Here is a 16769-nt window from a genome sequence, read left to right as displayed (position 1 = left end):
TGAAAACCCGATTGCGCCTACTCACCCCGGCACCACCCCCAGCTCCCGTTTCCCGGCGCCCTGCGTCCCCCCAGGGCCATCCGCGCGCCCCCTCACCCGGCGCGGCACCATGGAGCGCCGCACCAGCTCCCCGAGGCGCCCCGCCTGGGCGGGCCTCACGCTCCTGGAGCGGGCGAAGGCCTCGCAGAAGTCCCCGAGCCCCGACCGGCTGGCCGCCACCGTGGGGAGCCCGGCCTCGGAACGGGCCGTGAGCACCCGGTACCAGGCCTTGTAGGCCGCCTTGGTGGGCTCGGCCTCGCCGGCGTCGTCGACGCAGAGCAGCGGCGCCTCGGCGTACTGCGCCAGCTCCGCGGAGAAGTCGGCCCGCCAGGACCGGCCCGCCTGGTCCAGCCGGTCCACCATCTCGTCCTCGAGGACGTAGACGGACCGCTCCCGGACGCCGCACCAACGCACCCCGGTGAGGGCGTCGGGCTCGGTCACGGCCACGTGGGAGCCGTCCCACCACAGGCGGATGGCGTGGACGAGCGCCGTCTTGCCGCAGCCCCCGTCGCCGAAGAGCCAGAGGCCCCCCGCGGCGAGCTCGGGGGCGTAGGCCCCGTCGGCCTCCACCCACCCGTAGGCCCTGGGCGCCCGGGTGCGGGAGCGCACCCACGCCGGGTCGGGCGGGTAGGGGGCCCAGGCCTCACTCGGCGTCGAGCGACGCGAAGTCGTACCAGCCATCGGGCGCACCCCCTCCCCGGTCCATGGAGGCCTGGGAGCGGTAGGCCTCGAACTTCGTGCCGAAGAGGGTCTGGGGCCGGAGGTACTTGGCCATCTCGGTCCCGGCCCACTCGGAGCACTTGGCGTCGACGACGGCCTCGAAGTCGGGGAGGCGGTAGCCCTCGCGCCACCTCGCGTCGATGAGGCGGCGGGTGGCCCTAGACGACGGGCGGTAGTCGGCGCCCGCGCGCTGGTTGAGGCGGCCGACGATCGCGCCGTAGGGCACCGGCCCGTCGGGCATGGGGGAGCCCCCGTCGTCCGTGCCGGACTCTATGCGTTTAGAACTCTCCTCACCACTCCTCATCCTCACCTCATTCTCACCTCTACTCACCTCAGTAGAGTTGGTACCTACGCGGCACCTATCGTTGGTACCTACGCGGCACCTATCGTTGGTACCTACGCGGCACCTATCGTTGGTACCTTCGTCGGTGTCCTTATAGGTACCTATGGAGGTACCTTCGTCGGTGTCCTTATAGGTACCTATGGAGGTACCTTCTTCCTGCCTATTAGCCCACCTTTTAGCTACCGACTTACGTCCGCCATTGGAGCGCTTCGCGCTCATCTCGAGACGGCGCCGGCATACGTGGAAGGTCGGGTACCACGGCTCGCCCTCGTCGGGGAGCACCCCGGACAGCCCGAAGGCCACCAGCGCCGCGATGAACGGCTGCCTCTGCTCGGGAGGCATGAACTCGGCGGCCTCGTACATGTCCTCCTGTATGGTCACGCCCACGTCTCACGCCTCCTCGTCCGCGGCCCACTCGCCGCAGCAGTGCTCATAGCCGACCGCAGGCCACATGCAGGTGTAGATGTCCTCCGCCCCTGCGTAGACCATCTGCGGCGGAAAGCGGCGGCACTCGGCCTCGAGCCCCTCGTCATGGTCCGACCTGGGATCCGGCGGCCACGCCCACCGGCACGTCACGCAGCAGTGCCTCATCGGCGCCCACCTCCCTCACGTCCAGTCGCCGCGCATGCGGCGGCGGTACTTCTCCAGCAGCTCCCGGTCCCTGCGCTCGGCCATGGCCGCCTCCGGTCCCCGGTCCGCCTCCGCGCCGCAGCGCGGGCAGTACCTGGCCGTCCTGGAGAGACGGCACCCGCAGGCGCCGCAGCGGACCGTCGGCGCGCCGCCCTTGGGGCCGGGGCACACGTCGACGGGGACGGGGCGCCCCCCCGGGCGGTCACGAGGCCCCCGCGAGGGCCTTGGCGCGGGCCACGATGTCGGCCCTCATCGCAAGGCCGCAGCCAGCCGTGCCGTATCGATCCATTGGGTTCTTGCCGTCGACTATCGCCGGGCAGTCATTGCACATCACGTCCCGGCACGACCAGTAGTCGATGAGCTCCTTCTGTGCGTCATTCTTCAGCCGCTCCCAGCTGTCGGGCTCCGGCTCGGGCTCCGGCACGCCGCCCAGGGCGTGGAGCAGGGCGAGGCGGGCGCCCTTGGAGACGCCGACGGGGTTGCCGTCGACGTCGATGACGGTGTCGTGCTCGACATAGGGCTCGAGGACGACGGTGAAGCCGTCGCCGTGGCGGCAGATGCAGGCGCCGGGCTGGTGGATGCGGTCGGCGTCCATGAGGGCGCAGGCGAGGGCGTCGAGCACCTCGTCGCGGCGCTCCCTGGCGGCGATGGCGGCGCACTCCTCGCCGATGGGGTTCGTCATGTCCGGCTCCTTAGAACGGGATGTCGTCGGTGTAGGTCTGGGGCGCGGCCGGCGGCTGCAGGGTCGGCTGCGCGGGTGGCTGCGCAGGGGCCGCGGGCGCCGGCCAGGCGGCCTGCGGCGGCGCGTAGGCGGGCTGCTGGGGCTGGGGGGCCGGGTAGGCCTGCGGCTGCGGGTACGCGCCCTGGGGGGCCGCCTGCGGGCCGTCCTGGCGGGGGCTCATGAACTCCAGCTCGTCCACGACCACCTCGACCTTGGAGCGGTTCTTGCCGGTCTCCCTGTCCTGCCACTGGCTCCAGCGGAGTCGGCCCTCGACGGCCACCTTGGTCCCCTTGGTGAGGAAACGGGAGATGGACTGGGCGCGGTTGCCGAACACGACGCAGTCGATGAAGTTCGGGCGGTCCTCCCACTGGCCGGTCTGGGCGTTCTTCGTGCGGTCGTTCACGGCCACGCCCATGCGCAGGACCCGGGTGCCGCCCTGGGTCGCCTGCAGCTCAGGGTCGCGGGTCAGGTTGCCGGTGATGGTGACTCGGTTGATGCTCATGCGTCTCCTCTCGAGGCCGCGTCCCTCGCGGCCAGCTCTCGTATCCTGGCGGCCACCGTCACCGGAGGCCGCGCCATCCTCTCGGCGAGGAGCCCGAGGAGCCGCCTGAGCGCCTCGTCCTCCTCCGGCCTCCACCGGTCCCCGCGCCTCTCCGCCGCCCCGATGAGGCGGGCGCGCCTGGAGATGGCCCCGGGCGTGCGGTCCACCCCGGCGGCGAGCCATCCCGGCCACGACGGGCCGTGCTTGCGGTAGTGCTCGTAGAGGGCCGCGTCCTCCTCCGGGCTCCACGGCCTCGTGCCGCCGAGCCTCGGGGCGCTCACGCGACGCCCCTCATGCCGCACCGGGCCGCCCGGACGCGGAGCTCGGAGGCCCGGTGGTGGAGGTCCGCCGCGGCGTCCTCCAGCGCGTGCACGTCCTCCATGGACAGGCCGGCGCCGTCCTCCACGGCCCAGGCCCTGCCGTCCACGTCCTCGGAGACGCGGCGCAGGTCGTCGGCCAGGAACATGAAGCCCGCCACCACCTCGCCGTAGGTGGGGGCCGTCCGCCCGCTCACGACGCCGCCCCCTCGCGGCGGATGGAGCCGTGGAGCCCCATGGCGCGCATGGCCTCCACGAGGGCCAGCACCTCGGAGCGGGTGGCCCCCGTGACGGTCAGGTGCCAGTCGCCCCGGGGCTCCCCGGGGGCAGGGGCCGGCTCGCCGGCCATGCGGGCGTAGTCCTCGGGGCCAGGGCGCCAGGTGGCCGGGGCGGTGGCGGGCTCCGGCGCCTGCTCCGGCTCGGGGACGGGTCCGGGCTCCGGGAGCGGCTCGGGGGCCACGGCCGCGGCCATCTCGGCGATGCGGGCCTTGGCGTCGGCGGCGTCGCGCCCCGCGGCGATGGCGGCGGCCACGTCCAGCGTCTCGAAGTAGGCGCGCTCGGCGTCGGGCAGGGCGTCGCCGAGGCCGGCGGCCTTGAGGGCCTCCCAGCCGTCGGCCACCCGGGCCACCTTGGCGGCCATCTCCTCCTGGGCCTTGGGCAGGCTGCAGGAGCGCCGGAGCCACCGCTCGCCGTCCATGAGGCGGGGGAGGGGCACCACCGGGGCCAGCAGCTCGGCGCCCTCCGCGTAGAAGGCCTCGAGCTCGGCCGTGCGCCGGGCGCGCCACGCCTCGTCGGCCTCGGCTATGGGCTCTCCCAGGCGCTTGGCGGCGTCGGTGGCCTTCCGCTCGATGGCCTTGCAGCGGTCCTCGAAGGCCTTGAAGGGGCGCATGTAGTCGCGCTTCACGCGGTTGCGCTCCTGGGAGACGGCCTTGGCCATGCGGTTGAGCTGGGCGCGGGCGCCCTTGGCCCAGCGGTAGTTGTCGGGGTCGGTGCAGTCCAGCCCCTCGGCGGAGAGCTCCTCCACCGCGCCTGTGACGTAGGCCTCCAGGGAGTCGAGGTTGGCCTCGAGGCTGGCGGGCACCAGCTCCACGGCGACCTCGGGGGCCTCGGTTCCTCGTGACATGTCGGGTATCCTCTCGTCGGGGTCTCGGGGCCGGGCGCACGCACGCCCGGCCCCGCTCTCGTGTCGGCCGCTAGAACTCGATCTCGTCGGGCTCCTCGGCGGCCTGCGCCGCCGGGGCGGCGCCCATGCCCTCGAGCGTCTCGGCCACCTTGGCCGCATAGGCGTCCCAGTCGCCCAGGTGGTCCCTCGGGTCGCCGTGGGCCGCCACCAGCTCCCGGGCCACGGTCTCCTCGTCCTTGCCGAGGGCTGTTGCCAGGCGCTTGGCGGCGTCGCGCATGAAGGCGGCCTGCTCGGGGGAGAGCCGCGCGGTGGCGGCCTGCGGCTCGGGCTGCGTCGACGCCTGCGGCTCGGGGGCCGGCGTCGCGTCCACGACGGTCACGGGGGCCGCCTCCCGGGGCGCCGGGTCCATGTCGTGCATCTCGTCGGGCGTGTAGGCGACCCCGTAGAGCGCCTCGGGGCAGGCCTCCCGGGCCGCCGCCGTGATGGCGCGCCAGGTGAGCATGGTCATGGGCTGCCTGACGTAGTTCTCCTTGGCGGCGAGGCCCATGGCCTCGGCCCACGCCCGGTCCCGGGTCACGGAGATGGGGTAGTCCGGGTCGTCGCAGCGCACCACCGTGGCCGTGACGCTCTGGGCCGCCTCGTCCTTGGCGATGCGGAGCTTGTGGCCGGCCTTGCGGACCTGGGCGGCGATGAGCTCGGCCGACGCCGTGGGCTTGCCCTGGATGACGTTGATGCGGTAGAGGCTCTCGGCCGGGGACAGGCCCATGGAGGTGCCGAGGCCCACGGCGATGAGGACGTTGGCGGGCGAGTTGCGGTAGGCGATGGGCACCAGGCTCCCCTGGGCCACGGTGTTGGCGAAGTTCCACTGGTCGGCCATGGTCAGGGCCTGGGGCGCGGCGGGCGCCGCGAGCTGGGTGGCCGCCACGTCACTCACCGTCCTCGGGGCTCGCGTTGTCGTCGGCGTAGAAGAACCTGGCGCGCTCCCTCTCGGCGCGCTCGGCCCTCTCCTCGGCGTGCGTGCGCAGGGCGTCGTCCACCAGGGCGATGTCTGCCAGGGCGCGCAGCGCCATGCAGAGCTTCCGCTCGTGTTCGGTCATGTCGGTTCCTTTCTCAGAGCTTGTCGACCTTGATGTGCAGGAGCCCGCCGTCCCGGCGGGTCCTGTCGTGCTTGTGGACGAGCAGCCACGTCACCTGGGCGTCGTCGCGGTAGGCGAGCCCGCCGAGGGCGTCCAGCACCGCCTTGGCCACGTTGTCGGCGTCCGGCTTCACGCAGTCGGGCTCGGACAGCACCCGCTTGGGGCGGCTTGCCGGGAGCGGCCGGTAGATGTGGACCTCCACGGCCACGGGCCCGAGCGGCACAAGGCACGCGTCGCCGTGGGCGGCGGCCCAGGCCGAGCGCACGCGGTCCTCGGCCAGGCGCGTCCGGCGGGGCGTGAAGGTCCTGCCGCTCCGCCCGTCGCGCCCGGCGCGCTGCCAGCCCACCACCTCGCCCGGCACGTCCGCCTCCCAGCTCATGGGGCCACCCCCAGGAGCTCGTCCGGGCCCACGGCGAGCCAGCTGCAGAGGTGGGCGAGGTAGTGGACCGTCGGGAAGCTCTCGGAGCGGATCCAGCGGCCCACGGTGGATCGGGCGATGTCCAGGGCGTCGGCGGCGTCCGATGCGGTGAGGCCGCGCTCGTCGAGGACGCGCTCGAGGTTCGCCCCCAGCCACTCGGCGCTGTAGAGCGGGCCCATCACAGGTCCCACCCGTCGGCGCGGGCGTGGGCCAGGCACACGTCGGCGGTGATGGCGGCGCCCGTCTCGGCGGGGCGGGCGTTGGCCGCCTGGAGCCCCCACACGAGGGCGAGCCACGCGGCCCAGAGGACCGCCATCCAGATCAGGACGCGCAGCTCGGTCGGCACGGGCGAGGGGGCCGGCCTGCGGCGCCTGCGGGCGGCCATCAGGCCACCACCCGGGGCGTGGCGGGGTGGCTGCGCAGCCACGCGTCGAGGTCGTCGACGTGGACGAGGCGCCGGGCGCTGTTGGCCACGTGCTTGGTGGGGTCAACGGCCTCGGAGACGGGCATGGACGCGGGGATGTCGCCGCGGGAGATCAGGAGGGCGACGTTGGCCTCGTTGGTGCGCAAGCACCGGGCCGCCTCGGTGACATTGAGCCAGGTGCGGCGCAGGGGAGGGAGCTTGGCGGAGCCCATCACTCGTCACCGCCCTTCCCGGGGTAGTAGCGGCCGCCGTCGCCGCCGCGGTGGACGCCGTCGGTGTAGGCCTTGGGCCAGGAGGTGATGACGTCGTCCAGGTCGCTGCGGGAGATGAGGGCGAACTTGCCGCCGGGGCGGGCGTAGGCGGTGACGGTGCCCTGGGCGAGCAGCCCGAGGAGGTAGTCGGTGGAGCAGTGCAGGTACGCCCGTGCCTGGGCCATGGTCAGCCACCCGGTCATCGCGCGTCACCGCCCTCCATGACCTCGCGGACCGCGGCGTCGATGGTGTCCACGAGGGTCGCCTGCGCCGCGGCCTGCATGCCGGAGAGGTCGTGCGTCCCCAGCACCTCGGCGATGGCGGCTGCGGTGCCCAGCCCGGCGCAGAAGCCGGCCTGGCAGGCCTCGGCGGCCGCCTGGGCCGTGGCGGCCATGCGGCGGGCCTTCTTGCTGTCCTCCCGGGGCACGGCGCTGGTGCCGACGAGTCCGGCGGCACCGCAGCACGCCAGCAGCGCCTCCCCCAGCTCTGCGGTGTCGACGCGGCCCTTCCTGTCGTGCTTCCTGCTCTTGTCCTTGCTCATGGGGTCTCCTTTCCTGCCCCCGCGACACGGGGGCGATGCTTCTACCGGCCCCGTTACCGGGGCCTTAGGGTCGTGGCTCTAAAGGGGGTGGGCGATGGGTCGCAGGGTCAGGCCCAAACACATGGGGGGCGGCGGTGCGGGCCCGTCGCTCGACGGCCACGACGTTGCCGTGATTGCCATCTCCGCCGTTGCGAGCACTCTCGCCGACAGGCTTCCCGGCGGCCTTCTCGACCAACTCCTGCAGCTCATCGCCGGGCCTCTGGGGTGCCCGTAGGCTTGCCCGTCCGCTCATCGGCCCGCCGCCCCGCCGACCTTTCCTCGGATGTGCAGCAGCTCGGCCATGACGAGCATGAGCAGGCCCATCAGTACCGTTTCGCCCGGGGACAGCTCCCCGTGCCCCTGCGCGATGGCGACGTTGCCTTGGACGCATTCGCCGAGGCCCGTCAAGGCCAGGAGCCAGAACAGGCCCTCGCTCAGGCATCTGGCCGTCCTCTCGGTCATCGTCTCTCCTCTCATCGGCGGGACAGCAGGGTGAAGGCGATGCCGGCGAAGAACGCGGCGACGCCGGCTAGGATTAGTGGCATGTGCAGGCCCCTTTCTTTGGCGGTGGTCCCGGTGGTCAGGCGAATCAAAGAGAACGTGTCCCTCGCCGTGTCGGTCCTGGGCCTCTGCGGCGGCGGCGTCTGGGCGTGGCTGGCGGGCGTCGGCCGGGTGGCGGCCGAGGACCCGGTCGCCTTCACGTCCGTGGTCACGACGTCGTTCTTCGCGGGCGTGGTGGCCTGCCACCTCTTCCCGCCGCTCAGGGCCTCCCTCGACGAGGCCGCCCGGCGCAGGGAGCTGTCCCGCAAGGTCCGCTCCCTCTCGGGGAGGCAGCTCGGGATGCTGAGGTCGCTCGTGGACGGCGAGTGGCTGCGCGCCCCGGTCGGCGACGTCGGCGCGGAGGCGCTCGTTTCCCTCGGGCTCGCCGACAGGTCGCGCATCGGCTTCGGCTTCGACGGCGACTGCCTGACCCTCGGCCTGCGGTACGCCGCGGAGCTTCGCGGCGACCCGGACCGTTGGCTGGCCCGGTGATGATTGGTCATCGCTCCTCCTCTCGTTGGTAACGTGCAAACTTTAACTTACGTTCACAGGCAAATAAAAAAGGTCTTCGACCCTGCACCCAAGGTGCTTTGCCAAGGTCTTTGCCTGTGCCAACGTCAGCCTGTCCGGGTCAGCTTCGAACTTCCGGTACGTCGGTTCGGAAACGCCCAGAACATCGGCCATGGCCTTGACAGTGAACTGCTTGGCCTCGGCTGCCTTCGACGTTCGGACTTCCTTCAATCCGGGCATCGCCCCTCCTTTCGTTGGCACAAGAGTAAACCAAACTTGCTCCAGTTGTAAAGCAAGATTTTCCTAGTCAGGTAAATCTCGTTTTCTACAATGGTAAGTGTATTTTTTGGCGACGCGAAAAGGCGCAGCTATGGATGTGAGTACGAAGCTAAAGGAGCTAAGGAAAAAGGCCGGCCTCACCCAGCAGGAGGTGGCCGACAAGGTCGATGTCTCTCGTGTCGCTGTTGGCCAGTGGGAGTCTGGTTCGGTGACGCCCCGGCCAAACAAGATTGAGCGCTTGGCCGAACTATTCGGCGTCTCCGTCGCCCAGCTCCTCGGCTACGATCCCGCCTCCCTGCCGTCCCGCGACACCCGGGCCGACGCCCCGGCCTATGTGCCCATGATGGTCCTCGGCTCGGTCCACGCCGGCGAGTTCGACGAGGAGGCGGTGTCCGGCGACGGCGACGTGGTCAACGTGCCATCCGAGGTCAAGGAGCGCTGGCCGCACGCCCGGGCCGTGCGCGCCCGGGGCACCTGCATGAACAAGGCGATACCGGACGGACACTGGTTCCTGGTCGACCCCGGCACGGAGCCCAGGAACGGCGACATCGCCGTGGTGGAGACCGAGGACCACGAGGCCGTGGTGAGGCGCTGGTACCGGGGCGGCGACACCCTGATGCTCGTGGCCGACAGCACCGAGCACCACGAGGACATCGTCATCCACTGGGAGGACGGCGCCGTCCGCGTCATCGGGACCGTGGTGTACGAGCAGGGGTTTTTGAGGGAGTAGGGGGGGGGAGATGGGTTTTCCTGACAGGTTGAGGTCCCTCCGTCACAAGGAGGGCATGACGCAGCATGATCTTGCCGACCGGCTCGGTGTCACGGCGCAGGCGGTGTCGAACTGGGAGTCCGGGAAGGCGACACCGGGCGTCTCCCGCCTCAAGGCCATCGCCGGCGTGTTCGGCGTCCCGGTCGACGACATTGTGGCGGACGACGCCCACGACGATGAGGGGGCGGGGGAGGTCGTCATCTACCGGTCGGCCGAGGGGGAGCCCGCCATCGACGTCCGCTTCGAGGGTGAGACCGTCTGGCTCACGCAACAGCAGATGGCCGACCTCTTCCAGACGTCCCGAACGAACATAGTCGAGCATATCGGGAACATCTACGACGAGGGTGAGCTCGACGTTCAATCAACCTGTCGGGATTTCCGACAGGTTCGTATAGAGGGGAGCCGCGACGTATCGAGGGAGGTCCCCCATTACAACCTGGACATGATCATCTCCCTCGGGTACCGAGTGCGCTCGAAGACGGCCACTCAGTTCCGCCGCTGGGCCACCGAGCGCCTGAAGGAGTACATGGTCAAGGGCTTCGTCCTTGACGACGAGCGCCTGAAGGGGTCAGGCGGTGGGTCCTACTGGCGCGAGCTCCTCGAGCGCATCCGCGACATCCGCTCCTCGGAGAAGGTCATGTACCGTCAGGTGCTCGACCTCTACGCCACGAGCGTCGACTACGACCCGAAAAGCCGGGAGTCGGTCGCCTTCTTCAAGATGGTCCAGAACAAGCTCCACTTTGCCGCCCATGGCCACACCGCAGCCGAGGTCATCTACGAGAGGGCGGATGCCGAGAAGCCTTTCATGGGCCTGATGACGTTCTCCGGCGACCATCCCGTCCTCGCCGATGCCCGGGTCGCGAAGAACTATCTCACGGAGGACGAGCTTGCCGTGCTGAACAGGGTCGTGTCCGGATACTTCGACTTCGCCGAAGTCCAGGCCATGCGGCACAACCCCATGCACATGAGCGACTACGTGGAGCATCTGGACAAGGTGCTGGCGTCCACGGGGCAGCCCGTGCTGGACGATGCCGGGACTGTGAGCCACAAGATGGCCATGGAGAAGGCCGAGCGCGAGTACAGGAAGTACCAGGCGGCCACGCTCTCCCCGGTCGAGGAGGACTACCTGCGCACGGTCAAGGGCCTGGAGAAGAGGGCCAAGGATGCGTGCGGGCGCGAGCGGCCCTGACCGCTCGAAGGAGGGACCCGGGCATGTCGGCTTATCGTCTCGAGGAGGAGGCGCACTCATGGCCAGGCGCAAGATGGGGACCATCCTGTGGTCCGATGACGGGACCAGCTGCCGGGTCCAGGTGACGCGCGGTCGCCGGTCCGACGGGTCCCGCAGGCGCGTCACACGCACCCTGTACGGCGTATCCGCCGACGAGGCGGAGGCGGAGGCGGTCCGCATGGCCGCCGAGCTCGGGGCGTCGGACCTCGCCGGCGACTCCATGACGCTCTCAGACTTCTACTGGGGGCTTTTTCGCGACACTCCCAGCAACCGGGGAACGCCCCGCACCAAGACCACCCTCAGGGGCTACGACCAGGCCATGCGTCGGTACGTCCTCCCAACCCTCGGCGACGTGCGGCTCGACCGCATCACCCACGACATGCAGGCCCGGGTGGTCCAGGCGGCCGGTAGCCCCCGCAACTGCAAGGCGGTCCTCAGGGCCGTCCTGCGCTCCGCCTACGACATGGGGTACCTCGCCGAGGAGCCCATGAGGCGCCGTATCGTCGCCCCGCGCCACCGCAAGGAGCAGGTGCAGCCCTGGGACCTCCGGGAGGTGGCCATGGCCGTGGAGGCGTCGCGCTCGTGGCGCCCCGAGCTCAGGGCATACCTCGCCCTCGGGCTCTCGGGCCTGCGCAAGAGCGAGGCCCTGGCGGTGCGACCCCGCGACCTGTCGGTGACCACCCTGCACGACTTCGTGACGGGGGAGGCAACCGAGTCCATGACGGTGACCGTGCGCCGGTCCTACAACGAGGTCGACGGCCTCAGGGAGGGCACGAAGAACGACCACAGCGTCCGCAGCGTTCCGGTCTTCGCGCCGCTGCGCCGCGATCTCATGGAGATCGCCCGGTCCTGCGACCCCGAGGCGCGTCTCGTCGACCTCTGCGAGAGCCACTTCAACAAGGAGTGGACCCGCGCCCTGGAGGCGTCAGGCCTCAGGCGGGTGCCGCCCGGGACCCTGCGCCACACGAGCGACACCATCGCCCTCGACTCGGGCGTCGCCCCGGATCTCGTGGACAAGATGCACGGCCGCACGGAGCACTCGTCGACCTACCGCAACTACTACCGGCCGGCGCTCTCGGCCATGGAGCAGGCTGCCCGGCGGGTGGGGGAGACGTTACGATAGCGTGCGGTGCCACGGCGTGCCATGGCCGGCAAACGCGAGCATACCTAAGCAGAGACAATTATCCGTATTGACGGCGTAACTGCTGGTAGAAGGGGTGTTGTTGGATGGTTTACCCGCACTCAAAAACCCCTGGGGGCAACCCCGTGTGAGTTCGAGTCTCACCTCGGGCACCATGGAAAGAAGCGGCTCCCGGCACCCGTTTGGGTTCCGAGAGCTTTCTTAGATATGCAGTGTCCCATTGGTCGGACACTTTTGTCCCACCACCCGGACACTTTTGTCCCATTTTCCGACGGGCGGGTTCCCCGCCGTCCAGACGGGGTCGTGCGCGCCATAGCCACCCAGTAGGGGCGCCCTGCAAGGGGGTCTTGCGGCAAGTGCCCCTTACAGGGCGGCAGGTCGCGTACCAAGGCTGCTGTGGGCGCCAGAATCCACCCTCCAAGACCCTTTTGCGGCAGAATCTTCTTAAAGTGCGCACGGCAACGCGGGCTTGCGCCAAGGAGTCCTTATAGGGGGCCCTACAGGGCGTCCCTGCCACGCGGCCGGGATAAGGGGCGGCGCCCGTTGTCGGGCGGGGCCATGGGTCGGCGGTCTCCCGGCCCGGCACCCGCACCCTCGCCTCCCGGCCCGGCACCCGCACCCTCGTCTGCCGCCCCGCTTTCCGCGCCGTCGACCTTGCAACCCCGCTACCTGCGGTTCGCTACCCCCAGGTGCCTTCCGGTAGCTTAAGAAAGCATCCAGCGGTTGGTAGAATCGTGGGTCCCGCAACCCCATCGTGGGTGCCGTCGCGTTTCCCGCCGCCCGAAAGGACATCCATGAGCTTCCGAGAGAACGTCCAGCACCTCCGCGCCGCGCACCGCATGACCCAGGAGCAGCTCGCCATGCTCCTCGGCGTCTCCCGCCAGTCGGTCACCAAGTGGGAGTCGGGCAAGTCCAACCCCGAGATGGACAAGCTCCTCAAGATCTGCGAGATCTTCGGCTGCACGCTGGACGACCTCGTCTGCGGCGACCTCACCTCCCGTCCCGCGGAGCCCACGGTGGCCATGCCCGACGCCGCCCCCGCCGACGTCTGCGGCTACGACGAGGAGCGCCGCTCCTTCGCCCGGTCCGTCTCCACGGCCGTGGCCTGCTTCATCCTCGGGCCGGCCTGCTCGGCGCTTCTCGAGTCCCTCGGCCGCCTCGCCGACATCGACCATCGTCTCGTCGACGTCCTCGGCGTCCTGCCGGTGCTCGGTCTCGTGGCCGCGGGCGTCGCCCTCGTGGTGCCGGCGGGCATCCGGCATTCGGCCTTTGTGCGCAGCCACCCCTTCGTGGAGGACTTCTACACCGAGGAGGACCGTGCCGCCTGCCGCACCCTCCTCACCCGGCGCCTCGTGGCCGGCATCGCCCTCATCCTGCTGGGCGTGGCGGTGTGCGTCGTCGTGGACCAGTACCTCTGCCTCGAGGACCTCGCCGGTGGCCTCATGCTCTGCCTCGTGGCCGTGGGCGTCCGCTTCATCGTCCTGGGCGGGATGCTCTGGGGCGGCATGGACGTGGGGGCCTACAACAGCGCCAACGCCGGCGCCGAGGCGGATGGCGCCCTCGGCCCCCGCAGCCGCCGCGACCGCGTCACGGGCGGCCTTTGCGGCGCGGTCATGCTCGTGGCCACCCTCGTCGGCCTCGTCATGCTGTTCGTGCCGGGCTACCAGACGCCGCTCTTCTGGCTGGCGTGGCCCATCGGCGGCATCACCTGCGGCGTGGTGAGCTGCCTGACCTCGGCCTTCGTGGCCGACGAGTGAGCCTTTTGCACCGGTCACGCAAAGACGGGCGCCCCGCCACCGACCCTCGTGCCGGTGGCGGGGCGCCCCTGTCGGCCGCGCTGCCGCCGTCCCCTAGTCCTCCACGATGACGAGCTCGGGGCTCTCGCGGGTGAGCGTGCCACGGGCCGTGACGGTGCCGCCGAGGAACCGCCCCACGAGCTCCCCGAGCTCGTCGATGGCGGCCGCGAGGTCGTCGGAGCGCCCCGGGTCCACGGACTCCATGACGAGGAACGCGTCGCGGGAGTCGTCGGAGAGCGCGGTGCGCTGCCCGTCGCGCCAGTTGAGGCAGCGGCAGACGGCGCCCTCGTCGTCGCGGTAGCAGACCTCGCCGGGGAGTGTCGGGTCGTCCTTCTCCTCGCCGAGGGCCCAGAACGCGTCGCCGCCCTCGGTGACGCCCAGGCGCAGGTCTCCGGCGAAGGCGTTCACGTCCTCGCCGCCCACGGGGAACGCGTGGCGCAGGCTCACGATGTTGTAGAGGTCCACGGACGGCGTGATGGGGCCCACGGGGTTGTCCTTGAGGACGCGCTTGAGGAGGTTCTCGATGGAGCAGCGCGCGCCGCGCTTGGTCTTGAAGCTGCGGTAGGCCTCGCGCCACACCTTGACGGGCGCGTTCTCGGCCAGGGTGGGGGAGTCCAGGTGCCTGGCGGCGTCGCGGTTGGCCTGCTCGAGCAGGCCCGCGATGGCGGCGCGGTCCTCGGCCCCCACCTCGTCGGCGGTCCTCATGCCGCGCACCACCAGGCAGGCGACGGACGCATCGGGAAAGAGGTCCCAGAACGAGTCCTCCACGACGAACCTTTGCATGACGGGCTCCCTTCCCGGCCGCATGGGGCCGAGTTCGATGGCGGATGCTATCTCGCTCGGCCGGCTGCAGCCCCCGGGTCCCGGTGCCGGCGTCTCGACCTCGTCCCAGCCTAGCATCGTCGTGCCTCCCCTTCAAACGCACCTTAAAAAACGGATGTGGAGAGGCCCGGTGCCCCGCTTCCGGGCGCGCCGACCGGGCATGAACCACCCCAAACCCGAGGAGGACCCGATGACCGCAGACACCGCCGACAGCCCCAGCACCGCCGCCCCCGCGTTCGATGCGGCCGCCCTCGTGGCGCGCCAGCACGCCTACTTCGACGCCGGCCGCACCCAGGACGTGAACCTGCGCATCATCGCCCTGCGCCGGCTCTACGACGCCATCAAGGCCAACGAGGGCCGCATCGCAGAGGCCATGCACGCGGACCTCGGCAAGTCGCCCGACGAGACGTACCTCTCCGAGGTGGGCCTCGTCCTGTCCGAGATCTCCTACCAGATCGCCCACGTGCGCCGGTGGTCGCGCCCCAGGTGGCGTGTGCCGAGCCTGCTGAGCTTCCCGTCGTCCTCCGTGGACTACCCGTGCCCCAAGGGCGTCGTGTTCGTCATGAGCCCGTGGAACTACCCGTTCATGCTGGCCCTCGACCCGCTCGTGGGCGCCGTCGCCGCCGGCAACTGCGTCGTCGTCAAGCCGAGCGACTACTCGCCCAGCGTGAGCCGCGTCATCGCCGACATCCTCGCCGGGGTCTTTCCGCCCGAGCACGTCGCCTGCGTGCTCGGGCACCACGACGTGGCGGACGCCATCCTCGAGCAGCCCCTGGACCACGTGTTCTTCACCGGCTCCAAGGCCGTGGGCGCCTACGTCATGGGCGCCTGCGCCAAGATCTGCTGCCCGGTCACCCTCGAGCTCGGTGGCCAGAGCCCCTGCATCGTGACGCCGGACGCCGACATCGACCTCGCAGCCCGCCGCATCGTCTTCGGCAAGTTCCTCAACTGCGGCCAGACCTGCGTCTGCCCCAACCACGTGTTCGTCCACGAGTCCGTGCACGACGGGCTGGTGGCGGCCCTCAAGCGTGAGGTGCGCCGCCAGTACGGCGCGCGCCCCCTGGAGAACCCCGCCTGGGGCCACATCTGCAAGCGGCGGCACTTCGACCGCATCGTGGGCCTCGTCGACCCGGCCAAGGTGGTCCTCGGCGGGCGCATGGACCCTGCCACCCTGCGGATCGAGCCCACGGTCATGGACCGCGTGACCCTGGATGACGCCGTCATGGCCGACGAGATCTTCGGCCCGGTGCTGCCCGTCCTCACCTACACGGACATCGGCGACGTGTGGCACGAGGTCGCGGCACGCCCCACGCCGCTGGCGGCCTACATCTTCACCCACGACCCCGCGACCGTCGACTACTTCAAGCGGCGCCTGCGGTTCGGCTCCGGCTGCGTCAACGACACCGTCATGCAGCTCACCACCTCCAACCTTGGCTTTGGCGGCGACGGCGCCTCGGGCATGGGCCGCTACCACGGGCGCTTCTCGTTCGACACGTTCACCGACGTCAAGGGCGTGCTCACCGTGTCCACACGCCTGGACATGCCGTTTCGCTATCGGCCCTACACCAAGGCCCATATGGCCGTGGTGCGCCTCCTGGAGCGGTAGGGGGATGTGGCGGTTCTTTGGACCGCCCCGCACGGCTTGCATCCGGGTGGGCCTGCGGTACCATGGTTTCTCGCATGGGTCTGCCCATGCCCAAGCGGGACCTCGCGTCCCCACCTGATCGGCACCCGCGGGTCGCTGACTGGTACCAGCAAAACGGATCTCGCGGCGCTCGGCGCCGCGTCTTCACAGGTGTTGCGTGCCGGTGGCTTCCTTGGGATGCCACCGGTTTTTCTATGCGGCCCCGGCCGCGCAGAGAGGAAGGTGCACCGACATAGCCAAGAACGATGGACCCCGCATCAACGGCCAGATCAACGCCCGTACCTGCCGCCTGATCGGCGTCGACGGCTCCCAGCTGGGGCTCTTCGGCGTCCGTGACGCCCAGCGCATCGCCGACGAGCAGAACCTCGACCTGGTGGAGATCGCCCCCAACGCCGACCCGCCCGTCTGCAAGGTCATGGACTACGGCAAGTACAAGTACGAGCAGGCCATCAAGCAGAAGGCGGCCCGTAAGAACCAGCAGCGTGTCGAGATCAAGGAGATGAAGTTCCGTCCCAAGATCGACACCGGTGACTACGAGACCAAAAAGGGCCACGTCATGCGCTTCCTCAAGAAGGGCGCGCGCGTCAAGATCACCATCATGTTCCGCGGCCGCGAGATGGCCCATCCGGAGCAGGGCCTGAACGTCCTCGAGCGCCTCGCCGACGACCTCAAGCCCTACGCCACCGTGGAGTCCCAGCCCAAGATGGAGGGCCGCAACATGCATATGCTCGTCGCCCCCATCAAGGGCGCCTTCGACGAGAAGCCCGAGGACACTGCAGAGAAGAAGGAGAACTAG

At 70.4% G+C, this 16769-nt stretch carries 27 protein-coding genes; 8 read left to right on the top strand and 19 right to left on the bottom strand.

The genetic code is table 11. The features are described from left to right. Positions 1 to 21 precede the first annotated feature (21 nt). The 16 genes from OR600_RS06675 to OR600_RS06600 form a co-directional block, all read right to left on the bottom strand. Positions 22 to 720 (bottom strand): hypothetical protein, encoded by a 699-nt coding sequence (locus tag OR600_RS06675; RefSeq protein WP_265590874.1) that lies wholly within the window; start codon positions 718 to 720, stop codon positions 22 to 24. After that, entirely contained in the window at positions 683 to 1489 is an 807-nt protein-coding gene (locus OR600_RS06670; RefSeq protein WP_265590873.1) for a conserved phage C-terminal domain-containing protein, read from the bottom strand. Before OR600_RS06670 ends, OR600_RS06675 begins: the two co-directional genes overlap by 38 nt. 3 nt (positions 1490 to 1492) lie before the next feature. Continuing rightward, entirely contained in the window at positions 1493 to 1693 is a 201-nt protein-coding gene (locus OR600_RS06665) for a hypothetical protein (RefSeq protein ID WP_135978990.1), read from the bottom strand. Positions 1694 to 1934: 241 nt separating this feature from the next. After that, the gene (locus OR600_RS06660) at positions 1935 to 2414 is read right to left on the bottom strand and encodes a hypothetical protein (protein WP_265590872.1); all 480 of its coding nucleotides are present in this window, start codon (positions 2412 to 2414) and stop codon (positions 1935 to 1937) included. A gap of 10 nt (positions 2415 to 2424) precedes the next feature. Beyond that, positions 2425 to 2955: a single-stranded DNA-binding protein gene (locus OR600_RS06655; RefSeq protein ID WP_265590871.1), complete on the bottom strand. Its 531-nt coding sequence runs from the start codon at positions 2953 to 2955 to the stop codon at positions 2425 to 2427. After that, entirely contained in the window at positions 2952 to 3275 is a 324-nt protein-coding gene (locus OR600_RS06650) for an SANT/Myb-like DNA-binding domain-containing protein (RefSeq protein ID WP_265590870.1), read from the bottom strand. The genes OR600_RS06655 and OR600_RS06650 overlap by 4 nt, the downstream gene beginning before the upstream one ends. Next, entirely contained in the window at positions 3272 to 3508 is a 237-nt protein-coding gene (locus OR600_RS06645; RefSeq protein ID WP_135978994.1) for a hypothetical protein, read from the bottom strand. The genes OR600_RS06650 and OR600_RS06645 overlap by 4 nt, the downstream gene beginning before the upstream one ends. Then, the gene (locus OR600_RS06640; RefSeq protein ID WP_265590869.1) at positions 3505 to 4434 is read right to left on the bottom strand and encodes a DUF1351 domain-containing protein; all 930 of its coding nucleotides are present in this window, start codon (positions 4432 to 4434) and stop codon (positions 3505 to 3507) included. The genes OR600_RS06645 and OR600_RS06640 overlap by 4 nt, the downstream gene beginning before the upstream one ends. Before the next feature lie 70 nt (positions 4435 to 4504). Beyond that, positions 4505 to 5359 carry an RAD23 family protein gene (locus OR600_RS06635; protein WP_265590868.1) on the bottom strand — a complete coding sequence of 285 codons (855 nt, stop codon included), beginning with the start codon at positions 5357 to 5359 and terminating at the stop codon, positions 4505 to 4507. Between the two features lies 1 nt (position 5360). Continuing rightward, positions 5361 to 5531, bottom strand: a complete 171-nt coding sequence (locus OR600_RS06630; RefSeq protein WP_168354129.1) for a hypothetical protein — start codon at positions 5529 to 5531, stop codon at positions 5361 to 5363. A 13-nt stretch (positions 5532 to 5544) separates the two neighbouring features. Further along, positions 5545 to 5949, bottom strand: coding sequence for a RusA family crossover junction endodeoxyribonuclease (locus tag OR600_RS06625; protein ID WP_168354130.1), 405 nt, complete (start codon positions 5947 to 5949; stop codon positions 5545 to 5547). Further along, on the bottom strand, positions 5946 to 6167 hold the full coding sequence (locus tag OR600_RS06620; RefSeq protein WP_168354131.1) for a helix-turn-helix domain-containing protein: 222 nt from the start codon (positions 6165 to 6167) through the stop codon (positions 5946 to 5948). Before OR600_RS06620 ends, OR600_RS06625 begins: the two co-directional genes overlap by 4 nt. Next, entirely contained in the window at positions 6167 to 6373 is a 207-nt protein-coding gene (locus OR600_RS06615; RefSeq protein ID WP_135978998.1) for a hypothetical protein, read from the bottom strand. The genes OR600_RS06620 and OR600_RS06615 overlap by 1 nt, the downstream gene beginning before the upstream one ends. Further along, positions 6373 to 6624, bottom strand: a complete 252-nt coding sequence (locus tag OR600_RS06610) for a helix-turn-helix domain-containing protein (RefSeq protein WP_373871652.1) — start codon at positions 6622 to 6624, stop codon at positions 6373 to 6375. The genes OR600_RS06615 and OR600_RS06610 overlap by 1 nt, the downstream gene beginning before the upstream one ends. Next, positions 6624 to 6866 carry a MerR family transcriptional regulator gene (locus tag OR600_RS06605; RefSeq protein WP_265590866.1) on the bottom strand — a complete coding sequence of 81 codons (243 nt, stop codon included), beginning with the start codon at positions 6864 to 6866 and terminating at the stop codon, positions 6624 to 6626. The genes OR600_RS06610 and OR600_RS06605 overlap by 1 nt, the downstream gene beginning before the upstream one ends. Next, a complete protein-coding gene (locus OR600_RS06600; RefSeq protein WP_265590865.1) occupies positions 6863 to 7204 on the bottom strand; it encodes a hypothetical protein in 342 nt (113 codons plus the stop codon). Before OR600_RS06600 ends, OR600_RS06605 begins: the two co-directional genes overlap by 4 nt. Before the next feature lie 94 nt (positions 7205 to 7298). Here OR600_RS06600 and OR600_RS06595 point away from each other — a divergent pair, with 94 nt between their 5' ends. Next, the gene (locus tag OR600_RS06595) at positions 7299 to 7478 is read left to right on the top strand and encodes a hypothetical protein (RefSeq protein ID WP_265590864.1); all 180 of its coding nucleotides are present in this window, start codon (positions 7299 to 7301) and stop codon (positions 7476 to 7478) included. Positions 7479 to 7492: 14 nt separating this feature from the next. Here the strand turns inward: OR600_RS06595 and OR600_RS06590 are convergent, their stop codons facing one another. After that, a complete protein-coding gene (locus OR600_RS06590) occupies positions 7493 to 7705 on the bottom strand; it encodes a hypothetical protein (RefSeq protein ID WP_135979033.1) in 213 nt (70 codons plus the stop codon). 39 nt (positions 7706 to 7744) lie between these two features. On the opposite strand from OR600_RS06590, the gene OR600_RS06585 reads away from it, so the two are divergent. Then, positions 7745 to 8275 carry a hypothetical protein gene (locus OR600_RS06585; protein ID WP_251164003.1) on the top strand — a complete coding sequence of 177 codons (531 nt, stop codon included), beginning with the start codon at positions 7745 to 7747 and terminating at the stop codon, positions 8273 to 8275. 42 nt (positions 8276 to 8317) lie between these two features. Here OR600_RS06585 and OR600_RS06580 read toward each other — a convergent pair whose 3' ends face one another. Then, positions 8318 to 8533, bottom strand: coding sequence for a helix-turn-helix transcriptional regulator (locus tag OR600_RS06580; RefSeq protein WP_135979031.1), 216 nt, complete (start codon positions 8531 to 8533; stop codon positions 8318 to 8320). Between the two features lie 130 nt (positions 8534 to 8663). Between OR600_RS06580 and OR600_RS06575 the strand changes: the two genes are divergently transcribed. The 4 genes from OR600_RS06575 to OR600_RS06560 all read left to right on the top strand — a co-directional run bounded on the left by OR600_RS06575 (position 8664) and on the right by OR600_RS06560 (position 13467). After that, a complete protein-coding gene (locus OR600_RS06575; RefSeq protein WP_265590863.1) occupies positions 8664 to 9302 on the top strand; it encodes a LexA family protein in 639 nt (212 codons plus the stop codon). A gap of 10 nt (positions 9303 to 9312) precedes the next feature. Continuing rightward, positions 9313 to 10530, top strand: a complete 1218-nt coding sequence (rhuM, locus tag OR600_RS06570; RefSeq protein WP_265590862.1) for a RhuM family protein — start codon at positions 9313 to 9315, stop codon at positions 10528 to 10530. A 58-nt stretch (positions 10531 to 10588) separates the two neighbouring features. Then, positions 10589 to 11692 carry a tyrosine-type recombinase/integrase gene (locus tag OR600_RS06565; RefSeq protein WP_168354137.1) on the top strand — a complete coding sequence of 368 codons (1104 nt, stop codon included), beginning with the start codon at positions 10589 to 10591 and terminating at the stop codon, positions 11690 to 11692. An 812-nt stretch (positions 11693 to 12504) separates the two neighbouring features. Next, positions 12505 to 13467 carry a helix-turn-helix transcriptional regulator gene (locus tag OR600_RS06560; RefSeq protein WP_135977102.1) on the top strand — a complete coding sequence of 321 codons (963 nt, stop codon included), beginning with the start codon at positions 12505 to 12507 and terminating at the stop codon, positions 13465 to 13467. A 93-nt stretch (positions 13468 to 13560) separates the two neighbouring features. Here the strand turns inward: OR600_RS06560 and OR600_RS06555 are convergent, their stop codons facing one another. Continuing rightward, positions 13561 to 14289 carry a B3/B4 domain-containing protein gene (locus tag OR600_RS06555; protein WP_135977103.1) on the bottom strand — a complete coding sequence of 243 codons (729 nt, stop codon included), beginning with the start codon at positions 14287 to 14289 and terminating at the stop codon, positions 13561 to 13563. A 229-nt stretch (positions 14290 to 14518) separates the two neighbouring features. On the opposite strand from OR600_RS06555, the gene OR600_RS06550 reads away from it, so the two are divergent. Next, a complete protein-coding gene (locus OR600_RS06550) occupies positions 14519 to 15934 on the top strand; it encodes an aldehyde dehydrogenase family protein (protein ID WP_135977104.1) in 1416 nt (471 codons plus the stop codon). A 211-nt stretch (positions 15935 to 16145) separates the two neighbouring features. Beyond that, a complete protein-coding gene (gene infC, locus OR600_RS06545; protein WP_251158922.1) occupies positions 16146 to 16769 on the top strand; it encodes a translation initiation factor IF-3 in 624 nt (207 codons plus the stop codon).

Origin of the sequence: Granulimonas faecalis, from assembly GCF_022834715.1 — a bacterium.
GTDB classification, from domain to species: domain Bacteria; phylum Actinomycetota; class Coriobacteriia; order Coriobacteriales; family Atopobiaceae; genus Granulimonas; species Granulimonas faecalis.
The sequence above is the reverse complement of the archived record's forward strand: the minus strand, read 5'-3'. Positions and strand labels throughout refer to the sequence as shown.